The sequence below is a fragment of the Dendrosporobacter sp. 1207_IL3150 genome (genome assembly GCF_036763085.1).
Classification (GTDB): domain Bacteria; phylum Bacillota; class Negativicutes; order DSM-1736; family Dendrosporobacteraceae; genus JBAIYU01.
On sequence record NZ_JBAIYU010000009.1, the window covers coordinates 1 to 18,250 of the forward strand.

The 18,250-nt window shown below is 37.7% G+C and carries 18 protein-coding genes and 2 rRNA genes; 15 read left to right on the top strand and 5 right to left on the bottom strand.

Features of this window, described 5'->3' with window-relative positions:
• The 3 genes from V6C17_RS02940 to V6C17_RS02950 all read left to right on the top strand — a co-directional run.
• Window positions 1-126: ribosomal RNA gene (locus V6C17_RS02940) — 23S ribosomal RNA — on the top strand; the annotation flags it as partial.
• 103 nt (window positions 127-229) lie between these two features.
• Window positions 230-346, top strand: a 5S ribosomal RNA gene (rrf, locus tag V6C17_RS02945).
• Between the two features lie 117 nt (window positions 347-463).
• Complete coding sequence (locus V6C17_RS02950; protein WP_333521056.1) at window positions 464-679, top strand: hypothetical protein; 216 nt, start codon at window positions 464-466, stop codon at window positions 677-679.
• Between the two features lie 214 nt (window positions 680-893).
• Here V6C17_RS02950 and fba read toward each other — a convergent pair whose 3' ends face one another.
• From fba to V6C17_RS02970, 4 genes are all read right to left on the bottom strand, one after another.
• Window positions 894-1,823: a class II fructose-1,6-bisphosphate aldolase gene (gene fba, locus V6C17_RS02955; protein WP_333521057.1), complete on the bottom strand. Its 930-nt coding sequence runs from the start codon at window positions 1,821-1,823 to the stop codon at window positions 894-896.
• Window positions 1,824-1,914: 91 nt separating this feature from the next.
• Window positions 1,915-2,799: an RluA family pseudouridine synthase gene (locus tag V6C17_RS02960; RefSeq protein ID WP_333521058.1), complete on the bottom strand. Its 885-nt coding sequence runs from the start codon at window positions 2,797-2,799 to the stop codon at window positions 1,915-1,917.
• 243 nt (window positions 2,800-3,042) lie between these two features.
• The gene (locus tag V6C17_RS02965) at window positions 3,043-3,510 is read right to left on the bottom strand and encodes a hypothetical protein (RefSeq protein ID WP_333521059.1); all 468 of its coding nucleotides are present in this window, start codon (window positions 3,508-3,510) and stop codon (window positions 3,043-3,045) included.
• A gap of 75 nt (window positions 3,511-3,585) precedes the next feature.
• The gene (locus tag V6C17_RS02970; RefSeq protein ID WP_333521060.1) at window positions 3,586-3,915 is read right to left on the bottom strand and encodes a hypothetical protein; all 330 of its coding nucleotides are present in this window, start codon (window positions 3,913-3,915) and stop codon (window positions 3,586-3,588) included.
• 294 nt (window positions 3,916-4,209) lie between these two features.
• Between V6C17_RS02970 and V6C17_RS02975 the strand changes: the two genes are divergently transcribed.
• Together V6C17_RS02975 and V6C17_RS02980 are read left to right on the top strand one after the other, a co-directional pair.
• On the top strand, window positions 4,210-4,464 hold the full coding sequence (locus V6C17_RS02975) for a hypothetical protein (protein ID WP_333521061.1): 255 nt from the start codon (window positions 4,210-4,212) through the stop codon (window positions 4,462-4,464).
• A 14-nt stretch (window positions 4,465-4,478) separates the two neighbouring features.
• Complete coding sequence (locus tag V6C17_RS02980) at window positions 4,479-4,973, top strand: YajQ family cyclic di-GMP-binding protein (RefSeq protein ID WP_333521062.1); 495 nt, start codon at window positions 4,479-4,481, stop codon at window positions 4,971-4,973.
• 62 nt (window positions 4,974-5,035) lie between these two features.
• Here the strand turns inward: V6C17_RS02980 and uraA are convergent, their stop codons facing one another.
• Window positions 5,036-6,286, bottom strand: a complete 1,251-nt coding sequence (gene uraA / locus V6C17_RS02985; RefSeq protein ID WP_333521063.1) for a uracil permease — start codon at window positions 6,284-6,286, stop codon at window positions 5,036-5,038.
• Window positions 6,287-6,564: 278 nt separating this feature from the next.
• On the opposite strand from uraA, the gene V6C17_RS02990 reads away from it, so the two are divergent.
• The 10 genes from V6C17_RS02990 (at window position 6,565) to V6C17_RS03035 (ending at window position 18,230) form a co-directional block, all read left to right on the top strand.
• Window positions 6,565-7,686 carry a hypothetical protein gene (locus V6C17_RS02990; protein WP_333521064.1) on the top strand — a complete coding sequence of 374 codons (1,122 nt, stop codon included), beginning with the start codon at window positions 6,565-6,567 and terminating at the stop codon, window positions 7,684-7,686.
• A gap of 92 nt (window positions 7,687-7,778) precedes the next feature.
• Complete coding sequence (locus V6C17_RS02995) at window positions 7,779-8,174, top strand: class II SORL domain-containing protein (RefSeq protein ID WP_333521065.1); 396 nt, start codon at window positions 7,779-7,781, stop codon at window positions 8,172-8,174.
• A gap of 197 nt (window positions 8,175-8,371) precedes the next feature.
• The gene (locus V6C17_RS03000; protein WP_333521066.1) at window positions 8,372-9,598 is read left to right on the top strand and encodes an aspartate kinase; all 1,227 of its coding nucleotides are present in this window, start codon (window positions 8,372-8,374) and stop codon (window positions 9,596-9,598) included.
• Between the two features lie 513 nt (window positions 9,599-10,111).
• Window positions 10,112-10,972, top strand: a complete 861-nt coding sequence (locus V6C17_RS03005; RefSeq protein WP_333521067.1) for a putative porin — start codon at window positions 10,112-10,114, stop codon at window positions 10,970-10,972.
• Window positions 10,973-11,129: 157 nt separating this feature from the next.
• On the top strand, window positions 11,130-11,333 hold the full coding sequence (locus V6C17_RS03010; RefSeq protein WP_333521068.1) for an alpha/beta-type small acid-soluble spore protein: 204 nt from the start codon (window positions 11,130-11,132) through the stop codon (window positions 11,331-11,333).
• 251 nt (window positions 11,334-11,584) lie between these two features.
• Window positions 11,585-12,877 (top strand): asparagine--tRNA ligase, encoded by a 1,293-nt coding sequence (gene asnS, locus V6C17_RS03015; protein ID WP_333521069.1) that lies wholly within the window; start codon window positions 11,585-11,587, stop codon window positions 12,875-12,877.
• A gap of 210 nt (window positions 12,878-13,087) precedes the next feature.
• Window positions 13,088-14,335 (top strand): aminotransferase class I/II-fold pyridoxal phosphate-dependent enzyme, encoded by a 1,248-nt coding sequence (locus V6C17_RS03020; protein WP_333521070.1) that lies wholly within the window; start codon window positions 13,088-13,090, stop codon window positions 14,333-14,335.
• 492 nt (window positions 14,336-14,827) lie between these two features.
• Window positions 14,828-15,454 carry a DUF47 domain-containing protein gene (locus V6C17_RS03025; RefSeq protein ID WP_333521071.1) on the top strand — a complete coding sequence of 209 codons (627 nt, stop codon included), beginning with the start codon at window positions 14,828-14,830 and terminating at the stop codon, window positions 15,452-15,454.
• Complete coding sequence (locus V6C17_RS03030) at window positions 15,447-16,433, top strand: inorganic phosphate transporter (RefSeq protein WP_333521072.1); 987 nt, start codon at window positions 15,447-15,449, stop codon at window positions 16,431-16,433. Before V6C17_RS03025 ends, V6C17_RS03030 begins: the two co-directional genes overlap by 8 nt.
• Window positions 16,434-16,565: 132 nt before the next feature.
• Window positions 16,566-18,230: a TGS domain-containing protein gene (locus V6C17_RS03035; protein WP_442891428.1), complete on the top strand. Its 1,665-nt coding sequence runs from the start codon at window positions 16,566-16,568 to the stop codon at window positions 18,228-18,230.
• The last annotated feature ends 20 nt before the right edge of the window (window positions 18,231-18,250 follow it).

The following is an 18,250-nucleotide window of genomic DNA, read 5'->3' on the forward strand; positions in this document are numbered from 1 at the left end:
TAAGATGAGGTCTCTCATAGAGTAATCTAGTAAGACCCCTTGTAGATGACAAGGTTGATAGGCCAGGTGTGTAAGTCCAGTAATGGATTCAGCTGACTGGTACTAATAGGTCGAGGGCTTGACTTAATCCTAATCGATAACAAGTTATCGATTATATAAACTAAAATGCAAATTATCTTCTGTGAAGTTTTCAGGGAATGTACTCAAATAGAGACAATCACCTGATGTATCTGGTGTCGATAGCTAAGGGGTTCCACCTGTTCCCATACCGAACACAGTAGTTAAGCCCTTATACGCTGAAAGTACTTGGCTGGAAACGGCCTGGGAGGATAAGTAGATGCCGGTTAAAAAGCACTCATTGCTTGATGAGTGCTTTTTTATTTTAGTAGTAAGTAAGGCTCCACCTGTTCCCATATCACCGTCGCCTATGAGATGGACTAAGTAGGAAATAGCTATCTCCGTTATGGAAACTAGCGAAGTCAGCATCGCAACAGTAGTTAAGCTCGTATACGTCGAAAGTACTTGGCTGGCGATGGTCCCGGATGGACCAAGTGCCGAGCGCGCCATGGATGGCATTGCGCTAGGTGAAACGGCCTGGGAGGATAGAAAGCTGCTGATTAGAAAAGCACTTACCATTGGTAAGTGCTTTTTGCTATATCTATTTTTTGTTGAAGGCTAATACATAGAGTTCTTTTCCAAATTTACTATTGAATTCTTTCTCAAAGTTTTTGAGCATTGATTCTTGTTCTGAAGTTAGATTTGCAAAGTCGAAGTTTTTAATTTCCATATCGCAGCTCCTTTCAATATTAAAAGATTCAATAGTAGTATTTCCACAAGATTTTTTAGTATGTTATCACAAAGTAAAAGACCGAGAATATCTCGGTCTTAATATACTATAAACGGTTACTGCAGTTTAATACATTGCTGATTTTATGCTTAACCATATTCTTAATTGCTTCTCTTGCAGGTTTTAGGTATTGGCGCGGGTCGAAATCTCCAGGATGTTTTGCAAGATGCTCACGAACTGAAGCTGTCATAGCTAAACGCAAATCGGTATCAATATTAATTTTACAAACACCAAGCCGCCCAGCTGATAAGAGCATTTCTTCTGGCACGCCTTGTGCTCCTTGAATTTCTCCGCCAAATTCATTACATTTAGCAACAAACTCTGGTAATACTGTGGAAGCTCCATGAAGTACCAGTGGGAAATTTGGCAGAAGTCTTGTAATAGTCTCAAGACGATCGAAGTCAAGACTAGGTTCACCTTTAAATTTATATGCGCCGTGACTTGTTCCTATTGCAATTGCAAGTGAATCAACACCAGTACGTTGCACAAATTCAACGGCTTGGTCAGGGTCAGTGTATGTCGCATCCTTAGCGCTTACTTTGACGGCATCTTCAACCCCAGCTAACCGCCCAAGCTCACCCTCGACGACAACACCACGAGCGTGCGCATACTCAACAACTTTTTTGGTAAGAGCAATGTTTTCTTCAAATGGCAGCTTAGACCCATCAATCATTACAGAGCTAAAGCCACCGTCAACACAGGCTTTACAAATTTCAAAATCTTCACCATGGTCCAAATGTAGGCAGATTGGCAGACCTGAATCTTCAAGTGCTGCTTCAACAAGTTTCATCAAATATGTATGATTGGCGTATTTGCGAGCTCCCGCTGAAACCTGAAGAATTAGAGGAGCTTGTTCTTCTTTAGCAGCTTCAACGATACCCTGAATAATCTCCATATTATTAACGTTGAATGCTCCAATAGCATATTGACCCTCATAGGCTTTTTTAAACATTTCTTTCGAAGTAACTAATGGCATTAAGGTCCCTCCTAACATTTCTATAGCTTAATTATTATATCACATTATGGCAGCTTGCCTCCATAAAAGATATATGCTAAACCGGGCAAAGTTATTCAAATTTGTCACTTAGTTGATTTAATAATGAATTTATATCGTTAGGAAGTGGACTTGTTACAGTAGTCGGATTCTTAGTTATAGGATGCTCGAATATTAATTTACTAGCATGAAGAGCTTGTCGACCAATAAGTTGTTGTGAACCACCATATAAATCATCGCCTAAGAGTGGATGACCAATATGTGACAGGTGTACTCTTATTTGATGTGTTCTACCAGTAAGCAGTTCTAATTCAATCAGGTTAGCGTTCTTATATGATGCTAATCTACGGTAATAGGTAACCGCAGGCTGACCATCATCACGAACTTCTCTTTCAATAATACTGCTTGTTTTACGGCCAATGGGATCTGAAATTACGCCGGTATCATTTTCGAGTATACCGCTAACCACCGCAGTGTATATCCTTTTTATGTTCTTAATATTATCCGCTGATAGTAAATTTTGAATATGTGAATACTTCGCTATCAATATTAGTCCAGAAGTATTTCTGTCGAGTCTATGCACAGGATGGAAGGAATAAGGCAAATCCTGTTCGCGAAAGTAAAATAACACGCCATTTGCTAATGTATCTTTATTTTCTTTTACGGTAGGATGTACTAGAAGCCCTGCAGGCTTATTAATTACCATTAAGAAATCATCTTCAAAGCATATTTCAAGAGGAATATGCTTTGGTTCAATATTGCATGTTTCTTCCCATGATAAGGCGATTGAATCACCCGGTGATACTATTGCTGTTATCGGAACAGCAACGCCGTTTAAGGTAAGTATTCCGTTATTCTTTATTTTGCGCCACGCACTTAGAGAGAGTCCAGCTTGACGGCGCAAATAGTCTTTTATAGACTGAGGTTGGGTATTTGGAGGAACTACTAGTTTAAGCATTAATTCTCCTTAAATTGTTTGTATAATGTTATCAAGCGAGACTATGTTTAGTGGAGTTTTAGATCTGAATCTTAGTCGAAGTTATCCAGGGACTTAGGTGCTTGCTTTTATAAAAGCGGGAATCCTAGAGCTGCATGTAATTGAATATGTGTAATTTATATTTTTTCCACTATTGTAACTATAAATCCTTTTTATAATTAAATAGGAGCGATCAAAAGATCGCCCCTCGTGGCATCAAGGAGTTTATAAGGAATTGTGAATCATGGATATTAAATCAGCCATATGTTCCCGTTCCATGGTTAGAGAATCCTTGAGATAGTCGTTCATAGGCTCCCCACGTAAGCTATAAACATATACTACACGGCGATGTCGTCGGATAAGTGCCATAAGCAAGAACAATAAGAGTGAGCGCCTAATTCCAAACTGCCTCTCCTTATTTTCAAAGCTATCGTCACGCATTTTCATTCCGAATTTTTTTAGGATAGCGTTCATAGCATCATCGTGCATGCAGATCATGTGTAAAACATCCATGTATGCATTCCAATGATCGACTGACATATTATCGAGGTTGTCGCGCATAGTATCTTTTGCATGTTCAGCGGCTTCAAGGGTGGTCTTCATAAGTTCTAGCTGTTCAATAGCTTCTTCATGTAGTGTTTTCATATGATCCAAATCAATCGATATAGGCTTTCTGCTGCGAATTTTTCTCAAGAGAATTCCCTCCCGAATTTTTGCTATATCCTATGCCGAGTTTGGATTATATGTGTAGAAGCCGGCAATAAAGGATTATGACCGTCCCTTGTAAGGAGCAAAGAATCTAATCATACAAATAGGAATATGCATAGAAACAGGCTTGCGGCGAAGGCAAACGTTAACAATCATGAAATCACAGCCAACATAACACAATGTGCCACAGAAAGATTCCCGACCACATATACGTGCATCTACAGAGAAGATTATTTCGTCACCTAGTAAGCATAATAAACGATCTCTAAAAGTCGCATCTGGAAATGCATGAACCTTTGGACCTGAGTATTCACACATGTCTTTTTCCATATAATCGAAGCACGGTTCCATTTTTTCTTCTTGATACCAATGTGGATATTTGCAGTCCATAAAACTAACATCCCCCTTTATTTTCGATAGAATTAAAAGTCTTTGGAGTGCCTACCTGATACATCATATGAACTGCCTAGACATAATGCTACTGTCCGTAAACATTTTTAGAAGGTTTATTAAAATTACAAGTTGTAAATATTATAATTATAAGAAAAAATTGTAAATAATAAAATTGGAATTAGTTAGTTGGTACATAAGAATTAATATGTAAGCTATAAAGTAGTCAATATTGCAGGAATATATCTTATTTATCCCGAATTATAAGCCTTAACTGCTTATGAGGAGGAAAACATGGAAATATCTAAATATAGCTATGTCATTTTGGTTGGCTTTTTAGTGTGGCTGACAATTGCGCCGCGTAATAATAGCCCACGCTTTGGCGAACTATTTCTCGCATATATGGTCGCACTCTTGTTTAGCCTTGTGGCTACATCGGAAATTATTATGGTAAAGCCTGTAGCATTCTTTTTTACAGTAGGTGGAGTTTTAGCTTTTTTCTATCTTGTAGCCCGCAAGACCATCAGAGTGACAATAAAACATAAATAATGGAGGGTTCGATAGTGGCTAAGGATTGTTCATTTGACATTGTTTCTGAAGTTGAAATGCAGGAAGTAGATAATGCTGTTAATCAAACAGCGAAAGAAATTGGCCAGCGTTTTGATTTTAGAAATAGCAAATCTTCGATAGCTTTTGAAGGAGAAGAAATAAAAATTATTGGCGATGATGAATATAAGCTAAATAGTATTATAGATATTTTGCAGACTAAAGTAATCAAACGCGGTATTTCAATTAAAAGCCTGGACTATGGCAAAATTGAACCTGCATCCCAGGGCACTGTCAGGCAAATCATTAAAATAAAAAAAGGAATTAGCAAGGATAAAGCAAAGGAAGTTATCTCTGCTATCAAGGATACAAAATTAAAAGTTCAGCCTCAGATAATGGATGATCAAGTAAGGGTCGCGGGTAAGAATAAGGATGACTTACAGCAGGTTATTGCAAAGCTCAAACAAATTGATTTAGGTATTGAATTACAATTTATTAACTTCCGATCATAGCCTTTTAAACTAAAATAAAAAAATTCCGCTAAATGCGGAATTTTTATTTTAATTTAGTTGTTTTATTTATCGTTAGATAAACCCAATACATCGAGCAATTTGAAACTGAGGCTGAGCATTATTGATACTACGGTTGCCAAAGCCATGCCCTTCATTGTTACTGTACCAATTGTCATGCTGGCTCCGCTGATTCCTAATATCAAAACGACTGAGGTTAGGATAAGATTCCGAGATTTGCTATAATCAACTTTTGATTCAACAAGCATTCTTACACCTGATGCAGCGATTACACCGAACAACAGCAGGGATACACCACCCATAACTGGAGTAGGTATACTTTGAATAGCAGCGGCAAGTTTTCCAACGAAGGAGAGTATTATAGCAATTACAGCCGCTCCACCGATGATCCATACACTATAAACTTTAGTTATAGCCATAACCCCGATATTTTCACCATATGTTGTATTAGGGGTAGACCCGAAGAAACCAGAGATAAGGGTAGAAAGTCCATTTCCAAGTAAAGAACGATCTAATCCAGGATCTTTTGCAAGATCACGTCCAACGATGTTTCCAGTAACGATTAGGTGGCCAATATGTTCAGCGATAACGACCAATGCAGCAGGAGCAATTATTGCTATTGCATTAATGTTGAACTCTGGTTTGTAAATTGTCGGCATTGCAAACCATGCTGCTTTAGAGATACCAGATAAATCAACCAAACCGAGGGTAAAAGCTAAAATGTAGCCGCCTATAACCCCCACGAGGATTGGGATGATTGCCATAAATCCGCGGAATACTACTGAGCCTAGTATAGTAATTATTAATGTAAATACTGAAACAGTAACTGCTTTAGGATCAAGAATTTTTGCAGTAAGCCCCGCCATGTCAGCCGCAACAGGTGCTAACTCAAGACCTATAACAGCAACAATAGCTCCCATTGCAGCAGGTGGAAAGACTACATCTATCCATTTTGTGCCTATAACCCTAAGACTAAGTGCAACAAGTGAGAAGATGGCACCAACCACTATGAAGCCACCCAAAGCTGCATTGTAACCATATTGCGGTAATACTAGAAAAACAGGGGAAAGAAACGCAAAACTGGAACCTAGATAAGCAGGTATTTTACCTTTACAAATAAAAATATACAAAAGTGTACCAATACCGTTGAATAACAAAATAGTTGCAGGGTTCACCTTGAAAAGGATAGGAACAAGAACTGTTGCACCAAACATCGCAAAAAGGTGTTGTAGACTCAGTGGAATGGTCTGCAGAAGAGGAAGTTTGTCCTCAACTTGAATTATTCGATTACTCATATACGTTGCCCCCTCATTGTAATGTGGTACACAATAGAAAAGTCTCTTACCTAAGTAAGAGACTAAAAAGGCATAAGTCAGCTACGACTAGTTAGCTTATTATTGTGCACCTTTTTAGTCTCGCAGGACTAATTTAAAGGATAGTTTGTATTTTTAATCTAACACATATTACACGAAATGTCTATAAATTTTTCGACAAAAAAATTGCTGGGCAGTAAACGATATTTTAGTTAAAATAAAGATGATTGTTTTTATCGTACTAGAAAGGGTGGGGTTTTATGTCTAATAAACCACCAAGTCGCGGTTCTCATAATTCGATGAGGAATAATGATACCAGCCAAACTGAAGAGCACCATTTCCGTTATGTGGATCCTGCAGAACGTTGGCGACAAGAATATGAACGCCATAATTCAGCTGAGGAAAAATTGACCAAACTAAGTAAGTTAAATTATGAGCCATTTGAATATGCACCAATGCTTGTAAAGGTACCATGGAAAGAACGGCAGGTCCCTGATTTTAGTTTTTTAATCGAGGATGCAAAACAAGCTGCCGAAAGTAAATATTTTATACCTGTCGCGGTTCGGCTTGCGGGTTTTTTCTTAAGTATTCTTATTTTAATATATAGCACAAGTACAATGTTCTTATGGGCTGCTGGTACAGTTTCAATAACCTTGTTAATAAATTTATTTTTAATAATACAGCAACGACACAAAGCAGTAGAAGTTGCCGTTACCCAAGCACGATTTGATGTTGAGACTCGAACTGAACAAGAGCGGGAGCTTATTGAAAACGCAAGATTGCAACACGAAACGAGCGAACAGGAAAGGATCGCTCTAATAGAGAAACTGCTTCAAGGTGACGTACCGACAATCTTCCTACGACTTGATACTGTACTAACTAAATTAGATCTGCCATTCCCTATTGCAGTAGATATTGATATATATTCTAGTATTCCTTTAGTGCAAGTTTGGCTTCCTTCTAAAGCTATAATACCTACGCAAGTTTGTGCATTATTAACCTCGGGCCGCGTAAAATATACGGATAAAGAAACGCGGACAATACATAAGCAATACATAGAAGCATGTTCAGCAGTGATAATGCAGGTTGTTTCTACTATATATGCAAACATTCCTACAGTTGATCGCCTCTATATATGGGGAATGTTAAAAAATATACCTGAAAATGAATGCTTATTTGATATAGTAGCTAATCGTGAAAATATTGTAAATGCATGTAAGGCTGAAAATGGAATAAGTGCTATAAACCAATTAAATTGTAAACTCGAAACAGATACAATGCTGAATTTAAAGCCTTTGCATCAAGAGCAGCCCGAGGAGTGGGGCAAGGTACCTTCTCAGCTTATTCGCAGTCTGAATATAAAAATTTTCAGTAATAAATAGGAAAAAATAACATAAAATAAAAGGAATTCCTACTTATTAGTGGAATATAATTATTGAATAAAAGAAGATACAAATTAGGAGGTTTGATTCTCATGAAAATTGCCGATATTATTCAAAGTGCCGATTGGAAAGCGGAGAAACACGTGCCAGTAATTGATGCGCCAGAAGCGGTTAAAGCTGGAGAGAAGGTTACTGTTGAAGTATGTGTGGGTAAAGAAATTCCACATCCTAATACTACTGAACATAATATACGCTGGATTAAGTTATACTTTAAACCAGACAATGGAAAGTTTCCGTATGAAGTAGCATGTTTTGAGTTTAATGTTCATGGTGAATCAACTGAAGGACCTAACAAAGGACCTGTATATACCGAGCCTTTTGGCAAAGCAGTTTTGAAACTTTCAACTTCAGGTACGTTTTTAGCTACAGCTTATTGTAATATTCATGGTCTATGGGAAAGCAACAAAGTAATTAAAGTAGAAGAGTAATAAAAATCCCGGCTAATTGCCGGGATTTTTGCTATTTATGTTTGGATGTCGTTTTTTAGTGTTATAATCTCTTTTAGTTCATCAATGTAATATGTAAATTTTTTGTCGTATGTCCACTTGTAAGAGGGATTTGTGTTTTTATGGAGAATATCTATTTATAGTAATAAAACTAATGAGCTTCTTATAGGGGGATGGGAATGGCACTAATTGTGAAAAAATTCGGTGGTAGTTCTGTAGCAACCACTGAAAAAATACTGGCTGTAGCTCAGCGGATTTTAAAAGATAAACAGCCGGAAGACAAAGTAGTTATAGTTGTTTCAGCTATGGGGGACACAACTGACGATTTAATAACGTTGGCTAAAAATATAACTTCAGAACCATATGTATATACTCGCGAAATTGACATGCTGTTATCTACAGGTGAGCAAGTATCTATTGCTCTTTTAGCAATGGCATTCAATAGCCTAGGACAGCCTGCGATTTCTTTAACTGGTCCACAAGCCGGGGTAGTTTCAAATAATGTTCATACTAAAGGAAAGATTATTGATGTTAATCCAAAGCGGGTATTGGAAGAATTAGATAAGGGGAAAATTGTAGTAGTAGCAGGTTTCCAAGGCATTAATCGTTTAGGGGATGTAACTACACTCGGTAGAGGCGGATCTGATACTTCTGCTGTCGCCTTAGCGGGAGCTCTAAAAGCAGACTCCTGTGAAATTTTCACTGATGTTGATGGAGTATATTCAGCCGATCCACGAGTGGTTAAAAATGCAAGAAAGATGCGAGAAATAACTTATAACGAAATGCTTGAAATGGCTCGTTTAGGAGCTGTTGTTATGCAACCAAGATCGGTAGAGATGGGCAAGCATTTTGGTGTGCCTATTCATGTTAGATCAACATTTACGCAGCAAGCCGGGACAATAATCAGGGAGGAATATACTGTGGAAGAAAAAGAGTTTACTATTAGAGGCGTAACTCACGATAACGATGTTGCTAAGATAGCTGTTTTAGGTGTACCTAATCGTCCAGGTATCGCCTATACTATATTTTCCGCTTTAGCAGACGCTAATATTGACGTAGATATGATAGTACAAAGTATCCGCAACTCTGAAACTGATATAATTGACATGGTTTTCACAGTATCAACTACTGATTTAAGCCAAGCTAAGTCAATCGTTGAAAAAACAGCACAGAAGCTTGAGGCTTATGGGGTAAGCGTTGACGAAGATGTTGCCAAGGTATCGGTAGTAGGCGCCGGAATGTTTGGCAGCCCTGGCATTGCTGCTGCTATGTTTGGTGCATTGTCGAGCTCAGGCGTTAATATTGAGGTTATCAGCACTTCTGAGATTAGTATTTCTTGCCTAATAAAAGGAAGTCAGGTCAAAGAAGCGGTAAATGCCATACATGAGAAGTTCTTTCCACAATAGATAATGAATATTTTAAAGCATCTTCTTCCGAGGATGCTTTTTTATTCTTTTTTTTGGCTAGATAGGTGGCTAGGAGAATAAATTGTTAACGCTACAACGCTGGCGCTCACTTACTATTTTAATAATCTATTCTCCTAGCCTTAGTTGAGGTATCAAATAGTAGACGCTTAAACTGGATCCATTTTATTTACATAAAACAAAGAGTAATATACTAAAATAATAAGCCTGCCAGTAATTGGCGGGCTTATTTACATTACATGATGCAGGAATTATGTAAACTTAGCAGAATTACTTTAGCATAACAGAATATACTTATTGCCGTATCGCTTGAGTTTTAGGGATTGGCTCGGCTAGATGCGAAATAAGAAATAACTTGTATTCGGTGAAAGAAGTGTAATAGGTATGAGGAAACGTGGACACTCATAACAAAAGACTTCTCAGTAACTGAAACAGGGAAATTTACAAAATCTGTTTCAAATAATCCTAAAAATCTAAAACTGAGGAGTAGAAGAAATGAAAAAGAAAATTCTTGCAGCTGCTGTACTTGCAGCAATGACTCTTTCCACTGCTTCCGTTTTCGCTTCCCCTGCATTCTCTGGTGACAGTAAAATCGAGTTTATCAACAAAGACTCCGGCAGCGACCTTTCCAGCCGTTTTCGTTTAAACGTGGATGCTTCAATTGATGAAAATCTTAATGTGCACGCTCGCTATAACACTGGTGGATATAGCATAAGCGATGGCGCAGCAACTGTAGATGCTTCTATTGACCAAGCATATATTGGTGCAATTATTAAAGACAGTGAAATCAGAGTGGGTCGTCAATCGTTATGGTTAGGCAAAGGTATGTTGATGGATGGTGACGCATTTAACGGTGTTCAAGTAGCTACTGGTATTGATAATGTTGCGATAACAGCTTTCACAGGTAAAGATGCTAATCATGACAAGACTACTCAAGCTGAAATTGGTACTTCTTTCGGTAATGTAAATGTTGGTGCTAACTATCTTAAACTAGATGACACAAAATTCTATGGAATTAATTTTGATACTAAAGTAGCGGAAAATACAGTGCTTAATGTTGAATATGTAAAAAACACTACAGATAAGAACGACGGCTACATTGCTGAATTAAAAGTAGGCGAAGCAGTAAAAAAAGGTGATTTCGACTATGCTGTTTCCTACAGAAATATCGAAGATGGAGCAGTAACTGGATATTCAACAGATTCACAATTTAATGATTCTAAAGGTTTCCGTGTAGCGGCAAACTACAAAGTTTCAGACAACTCGACTTTAAATATTAAACAAGATATTGCTGAAAATAATGCTGGCAGCAGCGACAAAAAATTCACTGATATCACTTTCTCCGTTAACTTCTAAGTTAAGATCCAGTAAAATATTTGCACACACACGCACTTAAGCGGCTCTGTAAAGAGCCGTTTTTTTTGACCAAAATTTTCAAGGTATCAACTTTTTTATGTTGTGGCATTCTATTATCAGATACCACAAAAAAATTATTTAAACGGAGGTTTTGCGTATGTCAAGAAGCAGAAAACCTGTTAATCCTGCAGCACAAGAAGCTCTTAATCGTTTAAAAGAAGAAACAGCGGCTGAAATCGGCTTGAAGGATTACAACAACACCTATAAAGGTGCATTAACTTCAGCTGACAACGGACGCGTAGGTGGTCAAATGGTACGCAAAATGATCCAGGCTCAAGAATCAAAATTTGCTGGTAAATAAGTAATCAGTTTTACGGAACCCTCTTAGCAGGCCTATTATGGCCTGCTTTAATTTTTGAGTAAAAAGGTTAAAAGGAATATTTGAATTAATTAAGAAATAAATGAAAGAATGGTTATTGTTTTTCATTACAGAGCATCTAATTGCCAGTCTCAGTGCAGTGAAGTATTTTCGATAGCAGCAATAGGTATTATTTTAAGTGGTTAAACTATCGCTAAAAGCGAGGGATATATGGATATTAGGAGGGGATAATTTTGGAAAAGGTATTAATTAAAAACCTAAAAAACCACGTAGGGCAGCAAGTTGCGACTGAAGGATGGCTTTACAATATTCGTTCATCAGGGAAGATAGCTTTTTTAATTGTTAGAGATGGCAGCGGTTTAATGCAGGGCGTGACAGTTAAGAAAGAAGTAGGCGAAGAGGTTTTTGCAGATGCAAAAAAACTAACTCAGGAAAGTGCTATTAAGGTAACAGGTATAGTAAGAGAAGAGCCCCGTTCTGTCGGCGGTTTTGAAATGCAAGTAACAGGACTGGAAATAGTTAGTATTGCTCATGATTATCCAATTACACATAAAGAACATGGTGTGGAATTTTTAGCAGAACACAGGCATCTTTGGATTCGTGCCCCCAAACAGGTTGCTATTTTACGTGTGAGGTCAGAAATTGAGCATGCAATTCGTGATTTTTTTTATGAGCGCGATTTTGTATTAGCCGATGCACCCATAATTACTCCAGCGGCATGCGAAGGAACGACTACGTTATTTGAACTTGATTATCATGGAGAAAAAGGATTTTTATCACAAAGTGGTCAGTTATATAATGAAGCGACAGCTTTAGCGCTTGGAAGAATTTATTGTTTTGGTCCAACCTTTAGAGCAGAGAAGTCTAAAACTCGCCGTCATCTCATGGAGTTTTGGATGGTAGAAGCTGAAATGGCCTACTGTGACATGGATGAGAATATAAAAGTTCAAGAGGAAATGATATATTATGTAATTCAAAGAATTCTAAAAAGATGTGCAAACGAGCTGCGTATACTAGAGCGTGATTTAACGAAACTAGAAAATATCAAGCTGCCATTTCCACGCATAAGTTATACAGAAGCTGTTGAAATTCTAAAGAAAGCTGGCGAGGAATTTATATGGGGAGACGATTTTGGTGCTCCTCACGAAACACTTATATCTAATCATTTTAATGCTCCAGTATTTGTACATCGATATCCAACTGAAATTAAAGCATTTTATATGAAGCCCGACCCTGATAATCCTAAAGTCGCGTTAGGTGCTGATTTGCTGGCTCCAGAGGGTTATGGTGAAATCATCGGCGGTGGTCAGAGGTTGGACGATCTTGATCTGCTTGTTGAAAGAATAAAAGAGCATAAGTTGCCGATGGAAGCATTTGAATGGTATGTAGATCTTCGTAGATTTGGGTCAGTCCCTCATGCTGGCTTTGGTTTAGGCATTGAGAGAACTGTTGCATGGTTATGTGGCTTGGATCATGTTAGGGAAACAATACCATTTCCAAGATTATTGCATAAAATGTATCCATAGTGATAATTTTTGTCGATTGCCCGGGAAATAATGATAAAGATCACCCTTTATTTACATAATTTACTGAATTTACAATTATCACTAAAAACTGTGTATACTTTAGTTCATGGCAGGAGATTAGAAGTTTATAACAAATATAAGTATATTGTGTCTAATACTAACCGATCACAATCGCTATTTAAGCGATTACGATATAAAGGGGGGGAAAGCATGACTTTTAGTCTTGCTGCATCACATGCTAAGGGCAAATTTGCCACAGATAAAATTTTCGGTGCAAGCGGTGCTGCTGCTCAAGCTACCGCAAAATATGGTAAGGATAAAGTTGTAAATGCTACAATTGGCGCATTTATGGACGATCAAGAAACATTAGCTTGCATCCCAACAGTTGAAAAAGTACTGCGTAACTTACCAATAAATGAAATAATTAGTTATGCACCAATAGCCGGCCTTCCAAGTTTTTTAGAAGCTGCCGTGAATCTTACTTTTGCGGATAATAAACCTGACGCTTATATTGATGCTGTTGCCACAGCTGGCGGCTCAGGCGTGCTTCATCATGCAATCTGGAATTACTCTGAAATTGGCGATACAGTAATTACTTCAGACTGGTACTGGGGACCGTATGAGGTGCTCTGTGAAGACGCACTTCGTAAGCTAGATACTTTCGTACTGTTTGACGAAAAACTTAACTTCAACATAAATTCTTTTGCTGATAAAGTAAGCAGCCTGCTCGAAAAGCAGGATAATCTTATTGTTATCTTAAATGCACCCGCACATAATCCTACAGGATATAGTTTAACGGACAGTGAATGGGATCAAGTTATCCAAGTTTGTAAGGAACAAGCTAAAAACACCCAAAAACGCATTGTACTATTAGTTGATATTGCATATCTTGATTTTGCTGGTGAAAAAAATTCTTGCAGAACCTTCCTCAAGAAGTTTGGCGAATTACCATCGAATATTCTAACTATATTAGCTTTTAGTATGTCTAAAGGTTACACTATGTATGGTCAGCGCACCGGCGCTATGATAGGCGTGTCTTCCGATAAAGAAGTTATGCGTGAATTTGTTAATATAAACCAATTCACAAGCAGAGCAACCTGGTCAAATATAAATCGTGGTGCTATGAGTTTATTAGCAACTGTGTATAATGACAAAGCTTTATTAGCTCAAGTTGAAAATGAGAGAAACTCATTCTACCAACTTATCCGCAATCGTGCCGATATATTTATGCGGGAGGCGCAAGCGTCTGGTTTAGATATGCTTCCATACCGAGCTGGTTTCTTTTTAACCATTCCTGCTAATGATCCTGATGCTGTTTGCGATAAACTTCATGATGAATTGATATATGCAGTACCATTAGCAAAAGGTGTACGAATTGCTGTTTGTGCAGTTCCATCAACTAAGATTACTGGTATGGCAGATAAGGTGCAAAGAGCTATTCAAGCAGTTGGAAAATAAGATATTGAATAGAAAGACTTTTCTTGCTCTATTTTGAATTAGCAAGTGAAGTCTTTCTCCTTTTTTGTCTTACCTATTATCATAGAGACCGAAAATATTTTACATAAATTACCCATTATTAAGCAGTCCAACTCCTGGGGATAATAATTCAGGAAGGCGGTGATAAATATGGGTTGTCGACGCAAAAAAAATATATTTTCACGAAATGAGTCTGTTGGAGCAGGTGTTTGGCTGCTCCATATTCTGAGTGCAATTTTAGTTTTCATTTGGGGTATACGCTTTGCTATTAGAAGAGCTCCTTTATCAATAGTTGGATATCGACTTTTTAAGATGTTATTGAAGCATAGATAGAAAAATGAGGAAGAATGACGAAATTTATCATTCTTTCTCACTTTTTTATAGTTATTGTATTATTTATATATTGGTGATATAGTAATTTTGTATGCATAAAAACTTTCTATAAGATACTAAAACGCAATTTGGAGGTTAGGTATGTTTTGTTTAAAACCAAAAGAAGATGAATTTTTTAAGTTATTTGCTGAAAGTGCCCGCTTACTAAGGGATGGCGCTATTGTGCTCAAAGAAGTTGTAGATGACTATACCAAAATCGAAGAGAAAATGATGCAGGTATCTAATCTAGAACATGCCGCAGATGATGTAAATGATGCAATTATCGACAAGCTTAACCAAACATTTATTACCCCGCTTGACAGGGAAGATATCTATGCAATGGCTACGCTTCTAGATGACGGAGTGGATTTTTTGCAAGGAACAGTTGAGAGAATGCTGTTATACCGTACTGGTCAGCCAAGTCCTGGAGCAGTCGAGTTGACTCGCTTACTTGTGGACTGTACTGAGGAGCTTGTAAAGGCATTTGACTTGCTTAGAAATATTAAAGGTAACCAGAATAAAATTCTGGACCATACACGTAAAATTACAGTTCTTGAGAGCGAAGGGGATCGGATTTATCGTCAAGAAGTTGCTAATCTATTTACTTCTTGCCCAGATCCAATTGAAATAATTAAGTGGAAAGAAGTATTAGAATATCTAGAGGATACTTTAGATCATTGTGAAGATCTAGCAGACTTGTTACGGGGTGTGGTAATGAAATATGCCTGAGTTATTAATAATTACTGTCGTTGTACTAGCTTTAGCTTTTGATTATATTAACGGATTTCATGATACGGCTAATGCTATAGCTACGTCTGTATCAACTAGAGCACTTCCCCCAAGGGTTGCAGTTTGGATGGCTGCTAGTTTAAACTTTCTAGGTGCCATGTATAGTACGGGTGTTGCTAAGACCATTGGAGGAGATTTAGTTAAATCTGCTCAAATGATAAACCAGCAAGTTATTATTGCTGCACTTATTGGAGCGATATTTTGGAACTTGTTAACATGGTGGTACGGGATACCAAGCAGTTCGTCACACGCTCTTGTTGGCGGTGTTGTAGGGGCTGTTCTAGCTTCAATTGGGATTAATGGTCTTAAGATGCAAGGCATCATTAAAATTGTATTATCACTTGTAATATCGCCTGTATTGGCGATGCTGTCAGGACTTATAATAATGATTGCACTTTTCTGGATATTTGGGCGAATGTCGCCGTCAAATATCAATTCCAAATTTAAAAGAATGCAGATACTATCTGCCGCGATGATGTCGTTTTCTCATGGTTCTAATGATGCTCAAAAAGCTATGGGTATTATAACTTTAGCGCTAGTCAGCGGAGGTTATTTGACTACCCTAGAGGTTCCGACTTGGGTTAAATTATCAGCGGCATTAGCTATGGGCCTTGGTACCGCAGCAGGCGGCTGGCGAATTATAAAGACAATGGGTGGCAAGATTTTCAAACTTGAGCCTATTAGCGGTTTTGCAGCAGATCTAAACTCGGCTATTGTAATATTTACAGCTACTTTATTACATTTACCAGTAAGTACGACACATGTTGTATCAGGTTCAATTATGGGTGTTGGAACGGCTAAACGTGTTAATGCTGTGCGCTGGGGAGTTGCTCAGCAAATGCTAATTGCTTGGATTTTAACTATTCCTTGTACTGCACTTGTAAGCGCTATCGGTTATAAAATAATCTCCTTATTCTAAGCAAATTGATTTTATACCTTAATTGACATATATTTCTTCATCATAAATAGTTGCTTTAAAAGCATATAGTATTCATACGAATAATTGATAATTGCGCTTAACAGGATTTCAGGGGTAATGGAGGCATAACGAATGGAAAATATGGTTATAGTGCAATTTCCTAATGGAGAGAAGAGAAACTATCCTTATGGTTCTTCTATAGTTGAAATTGCTAGAGAAATGCAGGAACTATATTCTACATTAATAGTAGCAGCTAAAGTAAATAATACTGTTAAAGATTTGCAGGCAACTATTGAAGAAAACTGTACGATTGAATTTTTAGATTTACATACTGACGAAGGAATTAAGGCTTATCAGCGTTCTTTAACTTTCGTTATGATAACTGCCATTGAGGAAGTTTTCTCTAAGAGTGAAGTAACGGTAGAGCACTCATTAAGCAAGGGGCTGTATTGTGAGGTATATCTAGGCAGAAGTCTTACAGAAGATGATGTAAACAAAATTCAAGAACGTATGAAGCAAATTGTGGCAGAAGATCGCCCGATTATTAAAAAGGTGGTTCCAATAGAAGAAGCGGTTGACTTATTTGAGAAAGCTGGGCATTACGAAAAGGTCAATTTGCTTAAACAGCTTAAGCGGGATAAGGTAACATTATATTACTGCGGCCAAATATACGATTACTTATACGGAACAATGGTGCCGAGCACAGGATACTTATCTGTCTTTGAACTTAAATACTTTAAGCCAGGCTTAATACTGCGCTTCCCTGAAAAAGACCGGCCTGATAGTATCCCAGCTTACGTAGAGCAGCCAAAACTGGCAGAAATATTTGCCGAAGCCGAAAGATGGGGAGACATATTAGGCTGTGGTTACGTTGCCACGCTTAATAATCATGTGCAAAAAGATGAGTTTATAGATATTGTAAGAGTTGCAGAGGCTCTTCATGAGAAAAAAATAGCTCAAATAGCAGATTTTATCTCAGAACATCGCAAGGAAGTAAGGGTAATACTGGTTGCAGGCCCGTCATCTTCTGGTAAGACAACTTTCGCGCAGCGCTTAGGAATTCATTTAAGGGTAAATGGAGTCCGTCCAGTTCCTATTTCTTTGGATGATTATTTTGTTGACCGTGCTCATACTCCGCGAGATGAAAAAGGTGAGTATGATTTTGAGGCAATTGAAGCAATTGATCTTGAGCTTTTTAATGAACACTTAACAAACCTTTTAGCCGGTCAGGAAGTTGAAATACCTTACTATAATTTTTTAACAGGACAGCGGGAATTTCGAGGTAATAGAATTAAAGTCGATCCGGATCAGCCGCTAATAATTGAAGGCATTCACGGTTTAAATGAAAGACTTACTAGTGCTGTATCACGCGATCATAAAGTTAAGATTTATATAAGTGCTCTAACTCAGCTCTCGATTGATAACCATAATCGTATTCCGACAACGGATACTCGATTGATAAGACGCATTGTGAGGGACAATCAGTTTAGAGGACATAATGCTATAAAATCACTCAAGATTTGGCCGTCAGTACGAAGAGGCGAAGAGCGAAATATTTTTCCGTTTCAAGAAGAAGCTGATATAATGTTCAACTCAGCATTACTTTACGAGCTATCGGTTTTGAAGAAGTATGCGGAACCATTACTAGAAAAGGTTACAAATGCTGATCCCGAATACTCGGAGGCAACACGCCTACTAAAGTTCCTATCTTATTTTGATTCAATTGCTAACGAGGATGAGGTTCCATTAAATTCAATTTTACGTGAATTTATTGGTAAATCTTGTTTCCACAAATAATTTTAAAAGCTTGATTTTAT

Coding starts and splice junctions, on each gene's coding strand:
- V6C17_RS02950 (WP_333521056.1), top strand. CDS start 464: ATGGAAACTAGCGAAGTCAGCATCGCAACAGTAGTTAAGCTCGTATAC.
- fba (WP_333521057.1), bottom strand. CDS start 1,823: ATGCCATTAGTTACTTCGAAAGAAATGTTTAAAAAAGCCTATGAGGGT.
- V6C17_RS02960 (WP_333521058.1), bottom strand. CDS start 2,799: ATGCTTAAACTAGTAGTTCCTCCAAATACCCAACCTCAGTCTATAAAA.
- V6C17_RS02970 (WP_333521060.1), bottom strand. CDS start 3,915: ATGGACTGCAAATATCCACATTGGTATCAAGAAGAAAAAATGGAACCG.
- V6C17_RS02975 (WP_333521061.1), top strand. CDS start 4,210: ATGGAAATATCTAAATATAGCTATGTCATTTTGGTTGGCTTTTTAGTG.
- uraA (WP_333521063.1), bottom strand. CDS start 6,286: ATGAGTAATCGAATAATTCAAGTTGAGGACAAACTTCCTCTTCTGCAG.
- V6C17_RS02990 (WP_333521064.1), top strand. CDS start 6,565: ATGTCTAATAAACCACCAAGTCGCGGTTCTCATAATTCGATGAGGAAT.
- V6C17_RS02995 (WP_333521065.1), top strand. CDS start 7,779: ATGAAAATTGCCGATATTATTCAAAGTGCCGATTGGAAAGCGGAGAAA.
- V6C17_RS03000 (WP_333521066.1), top strand. CDS start 8,372: ATGGCACTAATTGTGAAAAAATTCGGTGGTAGTTCTGTAGCAACCACT.
- V6C17_RS03005 (WP_333521067.1), top strand. CDS start 10,112: ATGAAAAAGAAAATTCTTGCAGCTGCTGTACTTGCAGCAATGACTCTT.
- V6C17_RS03010 (WP_333521068.1), top strand. CDS start 11,130: ATGTCAAGAAGCAGAAAACCTGTTAATCCTGCAGCACAAGAAGCTCTT.
- V6C17_RS03020 (WP_333521070.1), top strand. CDS start 13,088: ATGACTTTTAGTCTTGCTGCATCACATGCTAAGGGCAAATTTGCCACA.
- V6C17_RS03025 (WP_333521071.1), top strand. CDS start 14,828: ATGTTTTGTTTAAAACCAAAAGAAGATGAATTTTTTAAGTTATTTGCT.
- V6C17_RS03030 (WP_333521072.1), top strand. CDS start 15,447: ATGCCTGAGTTATTAATAATTACTGTCGTTGTACTAGCTTTAGCTTTT.
- V6C17_RS03035 (WP_442891428.1), top strand. CDS start 16,566: ATGGAAAATATGGTTATAGTGCAATTTCCTAATGGAGAGAAGAGAAAC.